The following is a 15,340-nucleotide window of genomic DNA, read 5'->3' as shown; positions in this document are numbered from 1 at the left end:
GTGATCTGGGGCTCGGACTATCCGCATCCCGAAGGCTGCTGGCCGAAGACGGCGGAGAAGATGCTGGTCTCCCTCGGCGGCCTGCCGGAAAGCGATCTGGAACAGATCTTCTGGAAGTCGGCGGCGGCGGTTTATGACCTCGACCTGCCGGCGCTCAACAAGATCGCCGCCAAGATCGGACCCAGGAAGAACTGGCTCGCCACCGCCCAGGCCGCGGAGTAACACTCATGATCTCGGTCGAACGTTTCCCGATGGACATTCCCTACGGCTGGTTCTTCGTCGCCTATTCCGACGAGTTGCAGGCCGGCGACGTGAAGACGGTCCAGTATTTCGGCGAGGAACTGGTGCTGTTCCGCACCCTGTCCGGCAAGGCCGGCCTGCTCGAGGCTTACTGCGCCCATCTGGGCGCGCATCTCGGCCATGGCGGCAAGGTCGATCAGGACGGCATTCGCTGCCCGTTCCACGCCTGGGCCTATAATACCGAAGGCTGGGCGACCGACGTTCCCTATGCCAAGAAGATGCCGCCGATCCTCGGCCGCCGGCCCTGCATGAAGGCCTATCCGATCGTCGAGAAGAACAACGTCGTCTGGGCCTGGTATCACCCGGAAAAGGCCGAGCCCTTCTTCGACGTGATCGAGCACGAGGAAATCGGCCAGATCGCCGACGAACAGTGGGAAGAACTCGACCGCTATCACTGGACCATCCTGTCCAACCCGCAGGAAATCGCGGAAAACGGCGTCGACATCGCCCATTTCCGCTATGTCCACGGCATGGACGACGTGCCGGAAGGCAAGACCAGCTACGACGGCCACCTGCGGCGTTCCATCGCCGAGGGCCAGCGCACGCTGCCCATGCCCGACGGCGAGATGAAGACCTTCCCGACCCGGGTCGAGACGGTGCAGAACGGCGCGGGCCAGAAATACACCCGCATCACCGGCATCACCGACACGCTGCTGATGGTCCTGGCGACACCGGTGACGAAGGACAAGTGCGAACTGCGCTTCGCCTTCACCCACCGCAAGTTCGACAAGGAAAGCATGGAATACAACATCGCCCGCATGGCGATCGCGCTGGTGATCGGCCAGACCGGGGTCGAGGGCGATATTCCGATCTGGAACCACAAGATCCACCGCAAGAACCCGATCCTGTGCGACGGCGACGGCCCGATCATGCAGTTCCGGGAATATTTCGAGCAATTCTACGTCCCCGCCGAGCAGCGCGCGGCGGCGGAGTAACCACAAGCGTAATCGAATGACAGACCGGGGCGCCTCACCGCCCCGGAACGCCCGGGCTTTGCCCGCAACGAGGGGAAACGAAATGGCCAAGGTACGTTATGTGAAGGACCTGTCGAAGACGGGCTCCACCGGTGGGATCGGTTCGGCGTCGATGCGGACCTCGGTCCGCACCTTCCGTGCGATCTACGAGACCGAGCCCGAGATCGCCGCCGCCGTGCTGCCGCGGCCGCTGGTGCTGACCGAGCCGAAGATCTTCGTGCAGTTCGCCCATGTCATCATGCATCTGTCGGAAACCAACACGATCACCATCGGCGCCGCCACCGTCGGCGTCGCCTGCGAAGCCGAAGGCGTGAAGGGCTGGTACGTCCTGTCGATGCCGATGGAAGGCGATTTCGTCTGCATCACCGGCCGCGAAGTCTTCGGCGAGCCGAAGAAGATCGCCGCCGTCGATTTCGACGTTACCGGCGACAAGATCAAGGTCGCGGTGAAGCGCAACGGCATCAAGTTCATCGAGATGGAAGGCACCATCGGCGAGTCGACCGGCCCCGCCGAATTCACCGAGAATTTCTTCTGCTACAAGGGCATGCCTTCGATCACCCGTCGCGGCGGCTTCGACGGCCCGGTGTTCCTGACCCAGCTCGACTGGGAACGCAAATACACCGACATGAAGAAGATCACAGGCGCCAGCATCACCCTGAACGAGAGCCCCTTCGATCCGATCGCCGACGTGCCGGTGAAGAAGATCCTCGAGGCTTACTATTGCGAGGGCGGCTCGGTCACCTCGGGCAAGATCCTGCGCGAAGTGCCGAGCGAATGGCTCGACGCCTTCTGGCATCAGCGTTTCGACGAGCCGGGCATCCAGGGCATCGAGGTGCCGCTCGAATCTGAGAAGAAGGTGGCCAATGCTTGATCTCGCCGGCAAGACCGCCGTCGTCACCGGCGGCGCCTCGGGCGTCGGCCTTGCTCTCACGCGCAGCCTCGCGCGCGAGGGGCTGAAGCTCGTCATCGCCGATATCGACCAGGAAGCCCTCGACCGCACCACCGCCGAGTTGAAGGCGGGCGGCACCGAGGCGATCGGCGTGAAGACCGACGTCACCAAGGAAGAGTCGGTCAATGCTCTCGCCGATGCCGCCTATGCGGCGTTCGGCAAGGTGCATTTCCTCTTCAACAATGCGGGTGTCGGCCTCGGCGAGGCGCAGCGCAAGATGTGGGAAATGCCGATGAAGGACTGGAACTGGGGCTTCGCCGTCAATGTGACCGGTGTCGTCCACGGTATCCGCGCCTTCGTGCCGCGCATGATCGAAGGTGGGGAAGAGGGGCTGATCTGCAATACCTCCTCCTTCAACGGCGGTCTGTTCCCGCTGCCCAACACGCCGATCTACGCGGCGACCAAGGCGGCGGTCACCTCGATCTCGGAAACCCTGCACTGGCAGCTCCAGATCGCGAAGACCAGGCTGCGGGCGGCGGTGCTGTTCCCCGGTCCCCATGTCGTCAACACGCGGATCATGGACAGCAACCGCAATCGTCCGTCCGAATTCTCTGACGGCAAGGACACGGGCGCGGCCGCCTACAAGACCATGCGCGACCTCGTGTCGGCGACCGGCCTCAAGCTGCAGTTGACCGAGCCCGAGGAAGTGGCCGATTTCGTCGTCGACAGCGTGAAGGCCGACCGTTTCTGGATGTTCCCGGAAGCCGAGGCGCAGAATACGATGCTGCGCGCCCGGGTCGAGAACATCATCGCCCGGGGCGAATTGCCACTGCCTGCTCTGGGAATCTAAATGGCTGAAACAGCAAAATTCGCCGGCCCTCGCGACCTCATCGGTCGCGAGGGTTCGGCCCTCGGGACCAGCGACTGGCTCCTGATCGAACAGGAGCGGGTGAACCTCTTCGCCGACGCGACCAATGATCACCAGTGGATCCATGTCGATGTCGAAAAAGCGAAGACTGGACCCTTCGGCGCGACCATCGCCCATGGTTATCTGACGCTGTCGCTGATCGCCGGCTTCCTGCCGCAGATCGTCGATGTCGGCGTGTTCAAGATGGGCGTCAACATCGGCTGCGACAAGATCCGCTTCCTCGCCCCCGTCAAGGTGGGCAGCCGCATCCGCGGCAAGGGCGAGCTGGTCAAGGTGCAGGAAACGCCGGACGGCGGCATCCAGGTCACCATCCGCGTCACCATCGAGATCGAGGGCGGAGACAAGCCGGCCTGCATCGCCGACACGGTCAGCCGCTTCTATCCGTGATCCGATCGTCGTCCCGGCGAAGGCCGGGACCTCGCGACGAATTGAGCCTTGTCGGAGAGAGATCCCGGCCTTCGCCGGGATGACGCCCGAAAAGACACGATCAGAACAAGAAAGAGGGAGAAAACCATGCGCGAGGCCGTTATCGTCTCGACTGCCCGCACCCCGATCGGCAAGGCCTTTCGCGGTGCCTTCAACGATACCGAAGCCCCGGCCCTCTCGGGCCATGTGGTCGCTGAGGCGGTGCGCCGCGCCGGTGTCGATCCCGCCCGGATCGAGGACTGCATCATGGGCTGCGCCGGCCAGCAGGGCACCCAGGGCTATAATATCGGCCGCCTGACCGCCGCCGCTGCCGGCCTGCCCGAGACGGTGGCCGGCATGTCCGTCGACCGCATGTGCGCCTCCGGCATGATGGCGATCGCGACCGCGGCCAAGCAGATCATCGACGACGGCATGGAGATGGCGGTCGGCGGCGGCGTCGAATCCATCAGCCTGGTGCAGAACCAGCACAAGAATGGCTTCCGCGCCCGTTCCGAAGCGGTGATCGCGCAGAGCCCGCATATGTATATGCCGATGATCGAGACCGCCGAGGTGGTGGCGAAGCGTTACGGCATCAGCCGCGAGGCGCAGGACGAATTCTCCTTCATCAGCCAGCAGCGGGTCGAGGCCGGCCGCGTCGCCGGCCGCTTCGACGCCGAGATCGCGCCCCTGAAGACCCGCATGGCCATCGTCGACAAGGAGACGAAGGAGACGAGCTACAAGGACGTCACCCTCGCCTTCGACGAAGGTCCGCGCGCCGATACGACGCGCGAGGGCCTGGCCGCGCTGAAGCCCGTCCACAAGGGCGGCACGCTGGTCGAGACGGGCGCCTTCATCACCGCCGGCAATGCCTCGCAGCTCTCCGACGGTGCCTCGGCTTCCGTCCTCGTCGAGGCGAAACTGGCCGAGACCCTGGGCCTCAAGCCACTCGGCGCCTATCGCGGCATGGCGGTCGCCGGCTGCGCGCCCGAGGAAATGGGCATCGGCCCCGTCTTCGCGGTGCCGAAGCTGCTGCAGCGCCACGGCCTGAAGGTCGACGACATCGGCCTGTGGGAATTGAACGAAGCCTTCGCCGTCCAGGCGATCTACTGCCGCGACCGGCTGGGCATCCCGCATGAGCGCCTGAATGTCGACGGCGGCGCCATCGCCGTTGGCCACCCTTACGGCATGTCCGGTGCCCGCCTCGTCGGCCATGCCCTGATCGAGGGCAAGCGCCGGGGCGTCAGATATGTCGTCGTCACCATGTGCGTGGGCGGCGGCATGGGCGCCGCCGGCCTGTTCGAGGTTTACTGAGCCATCGCCCCCCGGTGGACATCCGGGGGGATGCTGGCGGGCTGTCATCGTCCTGAAATCAGGCTAGTTTAGCACTTCCCGTCGTGCTTCAGGAGCAGCCCATGTCCAGCGTCCCCTTCAGCCACCTCAAGGCCGTCGTTTTCGACTGGGCGGGGACGATCGTCGATTTCGGCTCCCGCGCCCCGATGGGCGCCTTCGTCGAGGCTTATGAGCGACTGGGCGTCGCCATCTCGATCGCCGAGGCGCGGGGACCGATGGGCCTGCCCAAGCGCGCCCATATCGCCGCCCTGATGGCCGATCCCGCCATCGCCGCGCGTTGGCGGGCGGCTCACGGCCATCCGCCGGGCGAGGCCGATATCGACAAGGTCTATGAGGTTTTCGTGCCGCTGAACGAGGCGGTGGTGACCGATTATGCCGATCTGATCCCGGGGGCGCTGGCGACGGTCGAGGCCTGCCGGGCGCGGGGGCTGAAGATCGGCTCCACCACCGGCTATGTCCGCTCGATCATGGAGCGGCTGGTGCCGGTCGCCGCGGCTGCCGGTTACCGGCCCGACAATCTCGTCTGCGCCGGCGATCTGGCCGATGGCCGGCCCGGCCCCCTGATGATGTATCGGACCTTCGCCGATCTCGGCGTCCATCCGCCCTCGGCCGTCGTCAAGATCGACGATACCGAACCCGGCATTCTCGAAGGCAAGGCGGCCGGCACCTGGACCGTCGGCCTGTCGGTCTCGGGTAATATGGTCGGCCTGTCGCTGGCCGAATGGCAGGCCCTGCCGGAATCGGAACAGGCGGCGCGGCGGGCCGTGGCGGCGGCCAGGCACAAGGCGCTGGGTGCCGATTATGTCATCGATTCGGTGGCCGACCTGATGCCCGTCCTCGACGCGATCGAGGCCAGGCTGGCGAAGGGCGAAGGCCCGGCGGCCTGACCCTCAGGCCGCGATCCCGTTCAGGATCGTATCGATCGACTGGCTCAGCAATTGCTCGAACGGCGTCCACTTGAAGTCGCCATGGGTGATCATCAGGGACACGAGGCCGTGGCCCGTCGCCCAGACCACCTCGGCGATGGCCGCCGGATCGCCCGACTTCAGGTGGCCTGAAGCGATCAGGCGAGCGATTTCGCCTTCCAGCATCCCGAAAGCCTGGGTCCCGAAGCCCAGGTCTTCCGGCGGCGCGTCATCATGGGGCCGGTGGCCGGCGGGCAGGCGGCTTCGGACCAGGCTGGCCAGCGGAGTCATGAACACCAGCCGGTAGACATCCCGGTTGGCGAGGCCGAAACGGACATAGCCTTCGAGCTGCCGGCGCAGGCGGGCGAAGGGCTCGTCCTCGTCGGGCACCATGCCGATCGCCGCTTCATTGGCTTCGATCAGGCCGCGGAAGAAGGCCTGGCAGACCGTCAGCAGCAGGGCTTCCTTGTCGGCGAAGTGATGGTAGATCAGCGTCGGCGTCACGCCCGCCAGGCTGGCGATGCGGCGCATCGAGGTTTTCTCCACGCCTTCCTCGATGAACAGTTTTCGGGCTGCGGCCAAGATCTGGCTGCGCCGTTCCTCGGCCGCGAGGCGCCGACGGACAGGGGGCACGGGCGTGTCATTCATCGTGACTTGACCCTAAGCGGAATCGCGCTAATTTAACACCGTAAACTTAACGCCGTTAAGCGGAGCTGGTCATGCGCCCCTTCCTGTCCCTCATCGCGGCCTTCGCGCTCGCCGGCCTCGCCACGCCGGGGCTGGCTGCGGAGGACGCGGCCAAGGAACAGCCGGCGCGGCCGGTCGCCGCCACGGCCGCCGTGCTGGCGCTCGACGCCAGCGACATAAGGTCGTCGGGCCTCGTCGCCTACAAGCGGGAAGTGGTGCTGTCGTTCAAGATCGGCGGCATCATCCAGGGATTTTCGGTCGATGTCGGCGATATGGTGACGCAGGGGCAGTCCCTGGCCATTCTCGACACCAGCGAGATTGACGCGCAGTGGCGCGAGGTCGTCGCCAATGTCGAGAAAGCCCGGCGCGATGTTCAGCGGGTGGCCCCGCTGGTCGGGCAGGGCTTCGCCGCCCAGGCGCGGCTGGACGATGCCCGGACGGCGCTGGCCATGGCCGAGGCCAATCGCGATTCCGTCGCCTTCAACCGCGGCCTTGCCGAAATCAAGGCGCCGGCCGATGGCGTCATCCTGGCGCGCGAGGTTGAAAGCGGCCAGATCGTGCCGGCCGGCCTGACCGTGCTGACCCTCGGCGATATCGGCTCGGGCCGGGTGGTGAAGGTCGGCATCGCCGACCGCGACGTGGTGAAGATCGCCCTGGGCGATGGCGCCAGCGTTCGCCTGCCGGGAATCGGGGCGCCGACCACGGCCCATGTCTCGCGCATCGCGCCCAAGGGCGACATGCGCACCGGCGCCTTCATGGTCGAGCTGTCGCTCGACGACACCTCGCTGCAGCTGCCGTCCGGCCTTGTCGCCGACGTCGCGATCCGGCCCCGCTCGGCCGCCGAGAGCCGGGTCGTGATGATCCCCGCTTCGGCCATTCTCGAAGGCTTCGGCGCCGAGGGCAGCGTCTTCGTCATCGACCCCGCGACCTCCCGCGTTGCCCGCCGCCGCGTCGCCTTCGGTCCCCTGTCGGGCGAGAATGTCCAGATCCGCGACGGTCTCCAGCCGGGCGAGAAAGTGGTTTCGGCCGGGGCCGGCTACCTGCGCGACGGCGACGAGGTTCGGGTCACGGATCTGGTCGCCCTGCGCGACAACGCCGGCAAATCGGCACAATAGGCAGGAGCGGGGACGATGGGGGGTATCGGCGGCTTTGCCGTTCGCCAGTGGCAATTCACCCTGGTGGTCTTCGCCATGCTGGCGGCCATGGGCGTTTCCGCGCTGCTGTCCATTCCACGGGCGGAAGATCCCAATTTCCCGACGCCGATCGTCTCGGTGGTCGCGGTCCTGCCGGGGGCCGATCCCCTCGACATGGAAAAACTGGTGACCGACCCGATCGAGGACGCGGTTTCCGCCCTCGACGATATCGACAAGATCGAATCGAAATCGCGCGACGGCGTCGCCAATGTCACCGTTCACTTCGAATGGAGCTCGGACACCGAGCGGAAATACGACCAGGTGGTGCGCGAGATCAACGCGATCCGCGCCACCCTGCCTGACGGTCTCGTTCGTCTCGACATCAAGAAGATCGAGACCAGCATGACCAATTTCGTGCAGGTCGCCCTGGTCTCCGACACGGCGCCCGCGCGCGAGCTGGAAGAGCGGGCGCGGGTGCTGAAGGACATGCTCGACCGGGTCGACGGCGTGCGCGAGACGGAGGTCTGGGGCGAGCCGCGAACCGAAGTGCGCGTCGCCCTCGACCTCGGCCGGCTGTCCGCCCTCGGCCTGCCCGCTTCCGCCGTCGCCGATGCCCTGAAGGCGGAAGGGGCGAGCGTGCCGATCGGCTCCATCCATGCCGGCGCCCGGCGCTTCAACGTGAAGGCGACCGGCGATTTCAAGGCGCTGGAAGATGTCGCCAACACGGTGATCACCTCGCACGCCGGCACCATCGTCAAGGTCTCGGACGTCGCCGAAGTCTCGTGGTCGGCGGATGAGCCGACCCATATCACCCGCTTCAATGGCCATCCGGCGGTCTTCGTCACCGCCAACCAGAAGGACGGCCAGAACATCTTCGAGATGCGGGACGGCATCTATGCCCTGCTCGACCAGTTCGAGACGGAACTGCCGCCCAATATCACGATGGAGCGTGGTTTCGATCAGTCGGTTTCGGTCACCCATCGCTTGTCCAGCCTGTTCCGCGATTTCGCCATCGCCCTCGGCCTCGTGCTGATCACCCTGCTGCCGCTCGGCTTTCGCGCCTCGATCGTCGTCATGCTGTCGATCCCGCTGTCGCTGGCGATCGGCGTCTCGATCCTGAAGATGACGGGCTTCTCGCTCAACCAGCTCTCGATCGCCGGTTTCGTGCTGGCGCTCGGCCTGCTGGTCGATGATTCCATCGTCGTCACCGAGAATATCGCCCGCCACCTGCGCGAAGGCATGGACCGGACCAAGGCCGCCATCGCCGGCACGTCGCAGATCGCGGTCGCCGTCCTCGGCTGTACCGCGACGCTGATGCTGGCCTTCGTGCCCCTGCTGTTCCTGCCGGAAGGCGCGGGCAAGTTCATCCGCTCCCTGCCGGTTTCGGTGCTCTATACCGTGGGCGCCTCGCTCTTCGTCTCGCTGACCATCATTCCCTTCCTCGCTAGCCGCATCCTGTCGCGCCACGAGGACCCGGAGGGCAATGCCCTGCTGCGCGGCATCATGAAGGGCATCCATACGATCTACCGGCCGCTGCTGCATGTCGCCCTTGGCCGGCCGCTGTTCACCTGCATCATCGCCGGGGCGCTGTTCGCCGGCTCGATCCTGCTGGTGCCGAGGGTCGGCTTCTCGCTGTTTCCCCCCGCCGACTCGCGCCAGTTCGTGATCGATGTCGATCTGCCCGATGGCTCGCCCCTGGCCGAGACCGATGCGGCCGTTCGCTATGCCGAACGCGAAGTGGCGGCGACCGAAGGCGTGCGCTGGGTCATGTCCAATGCCGGCCATGGTAATCCGCGTATTTTCTACAACATCATCCCGCGCGAGGATGACCCGACCCATGGTGCCGTCTTCGTCGAACTCGACCATTGGGACAACCGCACAAGCCCCGCGCTGATCGATGATCTGCGCGCCCGGCTCGATCGCTATCCCGGCTCGCAGATGGTCGTCCGCATCTTCCAGAATGGCCCGCCGATCGAGGCGCCGGTCGCCATGCGCCTGACCGGCCCCAATATCGAGACGCTGAAATCCCTGGCGGCCGAGACGACGCGCATCATCGAAGGCGTGCCCGGCACCCGCGACGTGGTCAATCCCCTGCGCCTCGACCGCACCGATCTCAACCTCGGCATCGATACCGCCAAGGCGGGCGTGCTCGGCGTTCCGGCCGGCGCGGTCGACCGCACGGTGCGCCTCGCCCTCGCGGGCGAACAGGTGGCCAATTTCCGCGAGGAGGATGGCGACGACTATCCTGTCGTCGTCCGCGCCCCCCTCGGCACACGCCACGAACTGGACGCCCTCGGCACGATTTATGTGCCGACGACGACCGGGGCGACGCCGCTCGCCAGCGTGACCAGCCCGCATTTCGAGGCTGGCCCCGCCCGTATCGACCGTTTCGACCGCGAACGCTCGGTCACCATCACCGCCTTCACCCAGACCGGCTTCAACACCGAACGGGTGACGGCCCTGATCCAGCAGGGGCTGAAGACCCTGCAACTGCCGCCGGGCTATCGCCTCGCCCTCGGCGGCGAGGCCGAGGCGCGGCAGAAGAGTTTCGCCGGCCTGTCGAATGCGATCCTGATCGCCGTCTTCGGCATTCTCGCCGTGCTGATCCTCGAGTTCCGCAGTTTCGCCTCGACCGCGGTCGTCGCCGGGGTCATCCCGCTCGGCGTGATCGGCGGTATCCTCGCGCTCTATCTGACCGGCTATACCTTCAGTTTCACGGCGGTGGTCGGCTTCATCGCGCTGATCGGCATCGAGATCAAGAATTCGATCCTGCTGGTCGATTTCACCACCCAGCTGCGCCGTCAGGGTGTCGGCCTCAAGGACGCGATCGAGCAGGCGGGCGAGATCCGCTTCCTGCCCGTGCTGCTCACCTCGATGACCGCGGTCGGCGGCCTGATGCCGCTCGCCGTCGAAGGCTCGGGCCTCTATTCGCCGCTCGCCATCGTCATCATCGGCGGCCTGGTGACCTCCACCTTCCTGTCGCGGCTGGTGACCCCGGCGATGTATCTCCTGCTCGCGCCGAAGCAACTGCCGGACGACGAAATGCTGCCCGCCGCCGCCCCGGCGGCTAGGGAATAAGGAAAGCCGGGCGGGGGCGCCCTATCCTGATCGAGGTCCCGGCCGTCGCCGGGACGACGAGATTGGGGCGGGCCTAATCCCCGTGGCGTCATCCCGGCGCAGGCCGGATCTTTGGCCGGAAGGGACACCCCATCCGGGACGACGAGTCGGGGGGCGTCAGGCGGGCAGGGGGATGAACTCGGTCTCGCCGGGGACCTTGGGGAAGCGGCCGGCCTGCCAGTCGGCCTTGGCCTTCTCGATCCGTTCGCGGTCGCTCGAGACGAAATTCCAGAAGATATGCCGCTCCCCGTCGAGGGGGGCGCCGCCCAGCAGCATGACGGTGGCCGCCGTCTCGGCCCTGATCGTCACCGGCACGCCGGGCGTGAACACCGCCATGGTGCCTTCGCCCAATTCGCCGTCCGGCGTCGTCACGCAGCCGCCGGCGACATAGATCGCCCGCTCCTCGTGATCGTCCGGCAGGGCGAGCTCCGCGCCGGGGTCGAGCTTCGCCTCGACATAGAACAGGGGCGAGGGGATATCGAGCTGCGCCGTCGCGCCGTAAGCCGTGCCGGCGATCACCGTCAGGCGGGCGCCGGGCTGATAGACGACGGGCAGCCTGTCGGCGCCGACATGGGTGAAGAAGGGCTCGCTCTCTTCCATCGCCCTGGGCACGGCGACCCAGGCCTGGACGCCGTGCAGATGGACGGTGCCGCCTTCGGGGTGCTCGGGCATCCGCTCGGAATGGGTGATGCCGTGGCCGGCATTCATCCAGTTCAGCTCGCCCGGCCGGATCGGCTGGACATAGCCCAGACTGTCGCGGTGAATGATCTCGCCCGAGAACAGCCAGGTCACGGTGGCGAGGCCGATGTGCGGGTGGGGCCGGACATCGGCGAGGCCGCGCGGCCCGGCATCGACCGGCCCCATGTGATCGAGGAAGACGAAAGGCCCGACATGGCGGCGCGCCGGGAACGGCAGGATGCGCCGGACCGAGAAGCCGGGCGCCAGCTCGCGCGAGCGCGCCTCGATCAGAAGTTCGGTGGCCGGCATCATTCCCCCCTGGGCGCCGTCAGTCGCCGAGGAAGGTGACGAATTCCTCGAGCGGGGCGCGTTCGCTGCGAAAACCGTTCAGCGGGTGTGCCGCATCCCGCCGGCCCAGCGCCATGCCGGCGAAGAGCATCAGATTGTCGGGCATTTTCAGATATTCGCCCAGTGTCTTGTGCCAGATCGCCCAGGCTTCCTGCGCGCAGGTATCGAGCCCATGTTCCCGGGCCAGCAGCATGATCGACTGCATGAACATGCCGAGGTCCGCCCATTGGCCCGGCTGCATCTGGCGATCGATGGCGAAGAACAGCGCGGCCGGGGCGCCGAAGAATTCGAAATTGCGGGCGAACTGCATCAGCCGGCCGAACTTGTTGTCCCGCTCGATGCCGATCGAATCGTAAAGCTGTTCGCCGACGCGGTAACGCCGCGTGCGATAGGGCTCGGTCAGGTTCGGCGGATAGATCTGGTATTCCGTGCCTTCGCCCTTGGGGCTGTCGGCCAGTTTCGAGCGGATCAGGGCCTTGATCTCGTCAAGCGCGCCGCCCGTCGCGACATGGACCGTCCAGGGCTGGAGATTGCCGCCCGAGGGCGCCCGTTTCGCGGTTTCCAGAATGGCCCTGATGGTATCGACCGGCACCGGATCGGGCAGGAATTCCCGCACCGACAGGCGGCTGTCCAGAGCTTCCGAGACCTTCATGGCTTTCCTCCCTTACGTTGACGTAAACGTAATGGCGAGGTCCGCGTTCGTCTATTGTTTTAAATCGTCAGACAAGATGCATCCCGCCGTCGATCGGCAAGGTGCAGCCGGTCAGCGCCGGACTGTCGATGGCGAAGCTGAGCGCGCGCGCGAGATCGGTGATGGTCGAGCCGGCGCCGAGCGGGGCGGAATGGAAGGCATCGGCGAAACTCTCGTCCGACTGCTTGCCGCCAGGCAGGGTGAAACCCGGCGCGATGGCGACGACCCTGATGCCCTGGGGTGCGAGGGCGACCGCCAGCAATTCGGTCAGGGCGGCGAGGCCCGCCTTCGCCACCGTATAGGACAGGAAGGCGGGATCGGGCCGGCCCGACAGTTTGAAATCGGTGATGTTGACGATCAGGCCGGGCCGCTGCCGGGCCGACAGGGCCTCGGCGAAGGCCTTGGCCAGAAAGGCCGGGGCCGACAGGTTGACGGCCAGATGCGCATCCCAGTTCGCCCGCGCCAGCGTCTCCACCCGATCATGAACGAAACGGGCGGCATTGTTGACGAGAAGGGACAGGCCGGGGGCAAGCTCGATGGCGGCGGGGATCAGACCCTCGACCGCGGCCGGATCGGCGAGATCGGCCTGCAGGACATGGGCGACGCCGCCGCCGCCGCTGATCTCGGCGGCGACACGGCTCGCCGCCTCGGCGCTGTTGTTGTGGTGAAGGACGACGGCATGGCCCCGCGCCGCCAGATGGCGGGCGAGACCGGCACCGATGCGCCGGCCCGCGCCGGTCACCAGGGCGGCCGGCCGCGGTTTCATGTCAGGGGACGACCTTGCCGCTGATGACCGACCAGACCTTGTCCGGCACGGTGCCATCGCCGATCAGGCTGGTGTCATAGGTCGCGCCATCCTCGAGGGTCACCCGGAAGCTGCGCTCGCCGGTGAAGGCGACATTGGTCGGCGCCGGCCGGCCGCGGCTGCGGAAGATGGTCTGGTCGAGGGGGCGGGACGCATCCGAAATGCTGACCGTGACATCGAAGGTGCGGTCGTCGGCCGAGCCGCAGTCGACCGCGCTCAGGGTCGCGGTGATGCTGCCATCGGCATTGCTGGCGCGGGCGATCGCGCCCTGTTCGCAGCGGATGTAGAAATAGACCGTCGTCCCGACGCCGATCAGGACGAAAGCGATGGAGGGCACGCCCAGCAGCAGGAAGACATAACGGCTCCACGGTGCCGGCAGCAGGGCGCGGCAAACGAAGGCCGCGACCAGGGCGAAGCCCGCGACGAACAGCAGGGTCATCAGCATCGGGGAAATCCGGCCAGGATCAGAGGCCGTTCATATAGGACTGCGCCCGCTCCCGGTTCCGCTCCACCTGCTCGATGCAGTCGGTGAAGGCGGTGGAGATTTCGGCGTCCTGCAGGTGGGGCAGGGCCTCGCGCAAGGTCGCCAGCAGCCAGGATTGGCCGCGCAGGAAAAAGGCGATGCGATCGGCCCGTTCGGGCAGTTCCATGGCGCGGTCGAAGAACCCGTTGGTGGCGTCCGAAGGCTCGACCCCGCGCGCCTTCAGCAGGCGGGACAGGGTCTGGATTGCCTTGGAGGCGTCGGCCTGGATGTCGAGATACATGCCCCGCTTGTTCTGGCACGAGGCGCGGCAGGCGAAGACGGCGGCGACCTTGGCCCCGGCGCGGATCGTCTCGATCAGCAGATTGATCAACTCGTCCAGTTCCGAATCCGACAGCGGACCGTCAAATCGGGGGGCGCGGAGTTCGCCATGATCGTCGGAATGAAGGTCCGGCGATACGGCATGTTGGCGGTCGACAGCGTTCACTTGGCTCGACGTCCTGTAGTATTTTTCGATCAATAGGGGCCCTGGCGGAGGCGGCGATCGGGCAGACCAGGATACGCGTTACCACCTGCCCCGTAAGTCCATTGCACTAAAGCACGATCCTCCCCGCGATCGAAGGGCCGAAGCCATGCCGATGCCGAAGACCGCATATGCATGTGTCCGGTGGAAGCCTGCCTCCCGCCTCGCGCCGCGGCACCAAGGCCCTTGACCTGCCGGCCTGCCGGCGTTCACTTGGCGCCATGCGCAAGACGACCCCCCTGATCATCGCCGCCGCCCTGATCGGCATCGCCGCCCTGACCTGGTTCGAACTGGGCCGCATCGACCAGCGGCTCGAACCCGCCGCGACCGGACAAAGCGGGTTGCCACCCGATCACGAACTGGCGGGGGCCGTCGGCGGTCCCTTCTCGCTGACCGACGAGAACGGCCAGCCGGTGACGGAAAGGAGCTGGCCGGACAAATATCTCCTGGTCTTCTTCGGCTTCACCTTCTGTCCCGACGTCTGCCCGACCACCCTCATCGAGATGACCGAGGCGCTGAAGGCCATGGGGCCGGCGGCCGACCGGATCCAGCCGCTGTTCATCACCGTCGATCCCGAGCGCGACAATGCCCAGGCTATGAAGGACTACACCTCGTCCTTCGATCCGCGCATCACCGGCCTGACCGGCGACCGGGCGCAGATCGACGCCGTGCTCAAGACCTATCGCGTCGTCGCCATCCGCCGGGGCGAGGGCGAGGATTACACGATGGACCATTCCACCCTGCTCTATCTGATGGGGCCGGATGGCAAGCTGAAGCAGATCTTCAGCCATGACATGGACCCGAAGGCGCTGGCCGATGGCATCACCAAGCTGATCGGCGGCTGATGCCCGCCAGATCGTCACTCCGGCGAAGGCCGGAGTCTCGGGGCGGGAAGGCGCCCATGCCTTGTCGAGATGCCGGCCTTCGCCAGCATGACGAGGTGGAAAGAAAGCGTCAGCCGTTGTCCGCCAGCACCCGGCCGGCGAGATAGAGCGAGCCGCAGATCATGACCCGCGCGCCCTGGCCCGCCAGGGCTGCGGCCCGGGCGACGGCGGCTTCGATATTGTCGGCCACCTCGGCGGCAAGGCCGGCGCCAGCGGCCGCCTCGGCTACCTCGGCGGCGGGG

Annotated in this window: 16 protein-coding genes; 10 read left to right on the top strand and 6 right to left on the bottom strand. The window is 66.5% G+C overall.

Going from position 1 to position 15,340, the window contains the following annotated elements; genetic code table 11:
* The 7 genes from WAZ62_RS03475 to phnX all read left to right on the top strand — a co-directional run.
* Positions 1–222: amidohydrolase family protein (locus tag WAZ62_RS03475; RefSeq protein ID WP_422642141.1), on the top strand; the 222-nt coding region annotated here is incomplete at its 5' end.
* 5 nt (positions 223–227) lie between these two features.
* The gene (locus WAZ62_RS03470) at positions 228–1,235 is read left to right on the top strand and encodes an aromatic ring-hydroxylating oxygenase subunit alpha (RefSeq protein ID WP_422642140.1); all 1,008 of its coding nucleotides are present in this window, start codon (positions 228–230) and stop codon (positions 1,233–1,235) included.
* A gap of 82 nt (positions 1,236–1,317) precedes the next feature.
* The gene (locus WAZ62_RS03465) at positions 1,318–2,145 is read left to right on the top strand and encodes an acetoacetate decarboxylase family protein (RefSeq protein WP_422642139.1); all 828 of its coding nucleotides are present in this window, start codon (positions 1,318–1,320) and stop codon (positions 2,143–2,145) included.
* Entirely contained in the window at positions 2,138–3,013 is an 876-nt protein-coding gene (locus WAZ62_RS03460) for an SDR family NAD(P)-dependent oxidoreductase (RefSeq protein WP_422642138.1), read from the top strand. Before WAZ62_RS03465 ends, WAZ62_RS03460 begins: the two co-directional genes overlap by 8 nt.
* Positions 3,014–3,478, top strand: a complete 465-nt coding sequence (locus WAZ62_RS03455; RefSeq protein WP_422642137.1) for a MaoC family dehydratase — start codon at positions 3,014–3,016, stop codon at positions 3,476–3,478.
* 126 nt (positions 3,479–3,604) lie between these two features.
* Positions 3,605–4,807, top strand: a complete 1,203-nt coding sequence (locus WAZ62_RS03450; protein ID WP_422642136.1) for an acetyl-CoA C-acyltransferase — start codon at positions 3,605–3,607, stop codon at positions 4,805–4,807.
* Positions 4,808–4,908: 101 nt separating this feature from the next.
* Positions 4,909–5,733, top strand: a complete 825-nt coding sequence (gene phnX / locus WAZ62_RS03445) for a phosphonoacetaldehyde hydrolase (protein ID WP_422642135.1) — start codon at positions 4,909–4,911, stop codon at positions 5,731–5,733.
* 3 nt (positions 5,734–5,736) lie between these two features.
* Here phnX and WAZ62_RS03440 read toward each other — a convergent pair whose 3' ends face one another.
* Positions 5,737–6,399: a TetR/AcrR family transcriptional regulator gene (locus tag WAZ62_RS03440; protein ID WP_422642134.1), complete on the bottom strand. Its 663-nt coding sequence runs from the start codon at positions 6,397–6,399 to the stop codon at positions 5,737–5,739.
* A 71-nt stretch (positions 6,400–6,470) separates the two neighbouring features.
* On the opposite strand from WAZ62_RS03440, the gene WAZ62_RS03435 reads away from it, so the two are divergent.
* Both WAZ62_RS03435 and WAZ62_RS03430 read left to right on the top strand, forming a co-directional pair.
* Positions 6,471–7,553 carry an efflux RND transporter periplasmic adaptor subunit gene (locus WAZ62_RS03435; protein WP_422642133.1) on the top strand — a complete coding sequence of 361 codons (1,083 nt, stop codon included), beginning with the start codon at positions 6,471–6,473 and terminating at the stop codon, positions 7,551–7,553.
* A gap of 15 nt (positions 7,554–7,568) precedes the next feature.
* Complete coding sequence (locus tag WAZ62_RS03430; RefSeq protein ID WP_422642132.1) at positions 7,569–10,649, top strand: efflux RND transporter permease subunit; 3,081 nt, start codon at positions 7,569–7,571, stop codon at positions 10,647–10,649.
* Between the two features lie 156 nt (positions 10,650–10,805).
* Here the strand turns inward: WAZ62_RS03430 and WAZ62_RS03425 are convergent, their stop codons facing one another.
* The 5 genes from WAZ62_RS03425 to WAZ62_RS03405 form a co-directional block, all read right to left on the bottom strand.
* Complete coding sequence (locus tag WAZ62_RS03425; protein WP_422642131.1) at positions 10,806–11,678, bottom strand: pirin family protein; 873 nt, start codon at positions 11,676–11,678, stop codon at positions 10,806–10,808.
* Positions 11,679–11,694: 16 nt separating this feature from the next.
* Positions 11,695–12,366, bottom strand: a complete 672-nt coding sequence (locus WAZ62_RS03420) for a nitroreductase (protein WP_422642130.1) — start codon at positions 12,364–12,366, stop codon at positions 11,695–11,697.
* A gap of 67 nt (positions 12,367–12,433) precedes the next feature.
* The gene (locus tag WAZ62_RS03415) at positions 12,434–13,171 is read right to left on the bottom strand and encodes an SDR family oxidoreductase (protein ID WP_422642129.1); all 738 of its coding nucleotides are present in this window, start codon (positions 13,169–13,171) and stop codon (positions 12,434–12,436) included.
* 1 nt (position 13,172) lies between these two features.
* A complete protein-coding gene (locus tag WAZ62_RS03410) occupies positions 13,173–13,655 on the bottom strand; it encodes a hypothetical protein (protein ID WP_422642128.1) in 483 nt (160 codons plus the stop codon).
* A gap of 19 nt (positions 13,656–13,674) precedes the next feature.
* Entirely contained in the window at positions 13,675–14,178 is a 504-nt protein-coding gene (locus tag WAZ62_RS03405; protein ID WP_422642127.1) for a DUF6306 domain-containing protein, read from the bottom strand.
* A 167-nt stretch (positions 14,179–14,345) separates the two neighbouring features.
* Here WAZ62_RS03405 and WAZ62_RS03400 point away from each other — a divergent pair, with 167 nt between their 5' ends.
* The gene (locus tag WAZ62_RS03400) at positions 14,346–15,059 is read left to right on the top strand and encodes an SCO family protein (protein ID WP_422642126.1); all 714 of its coding nucleotides are present in this window, start codon (positions 14,346–14,348) and stop codon (positions 15,057–15,059) included.
* Positions 15,060–15,340 lie beyond the last annotated feature (281 nt).

It is taken from the genome of Zavarzinia sp. (assembly GCF_049306435.1).
Lineage (GTDB): Bacteria > Pseudomonadota > Alphaproteobacteria > Zavarziniales > Zavarziniaceae > Zavarzinia.
Note: the sequence above shows the minus strand (reverse complement) of the source record. Positions and strands in the feature narration are given on the sequence as shown.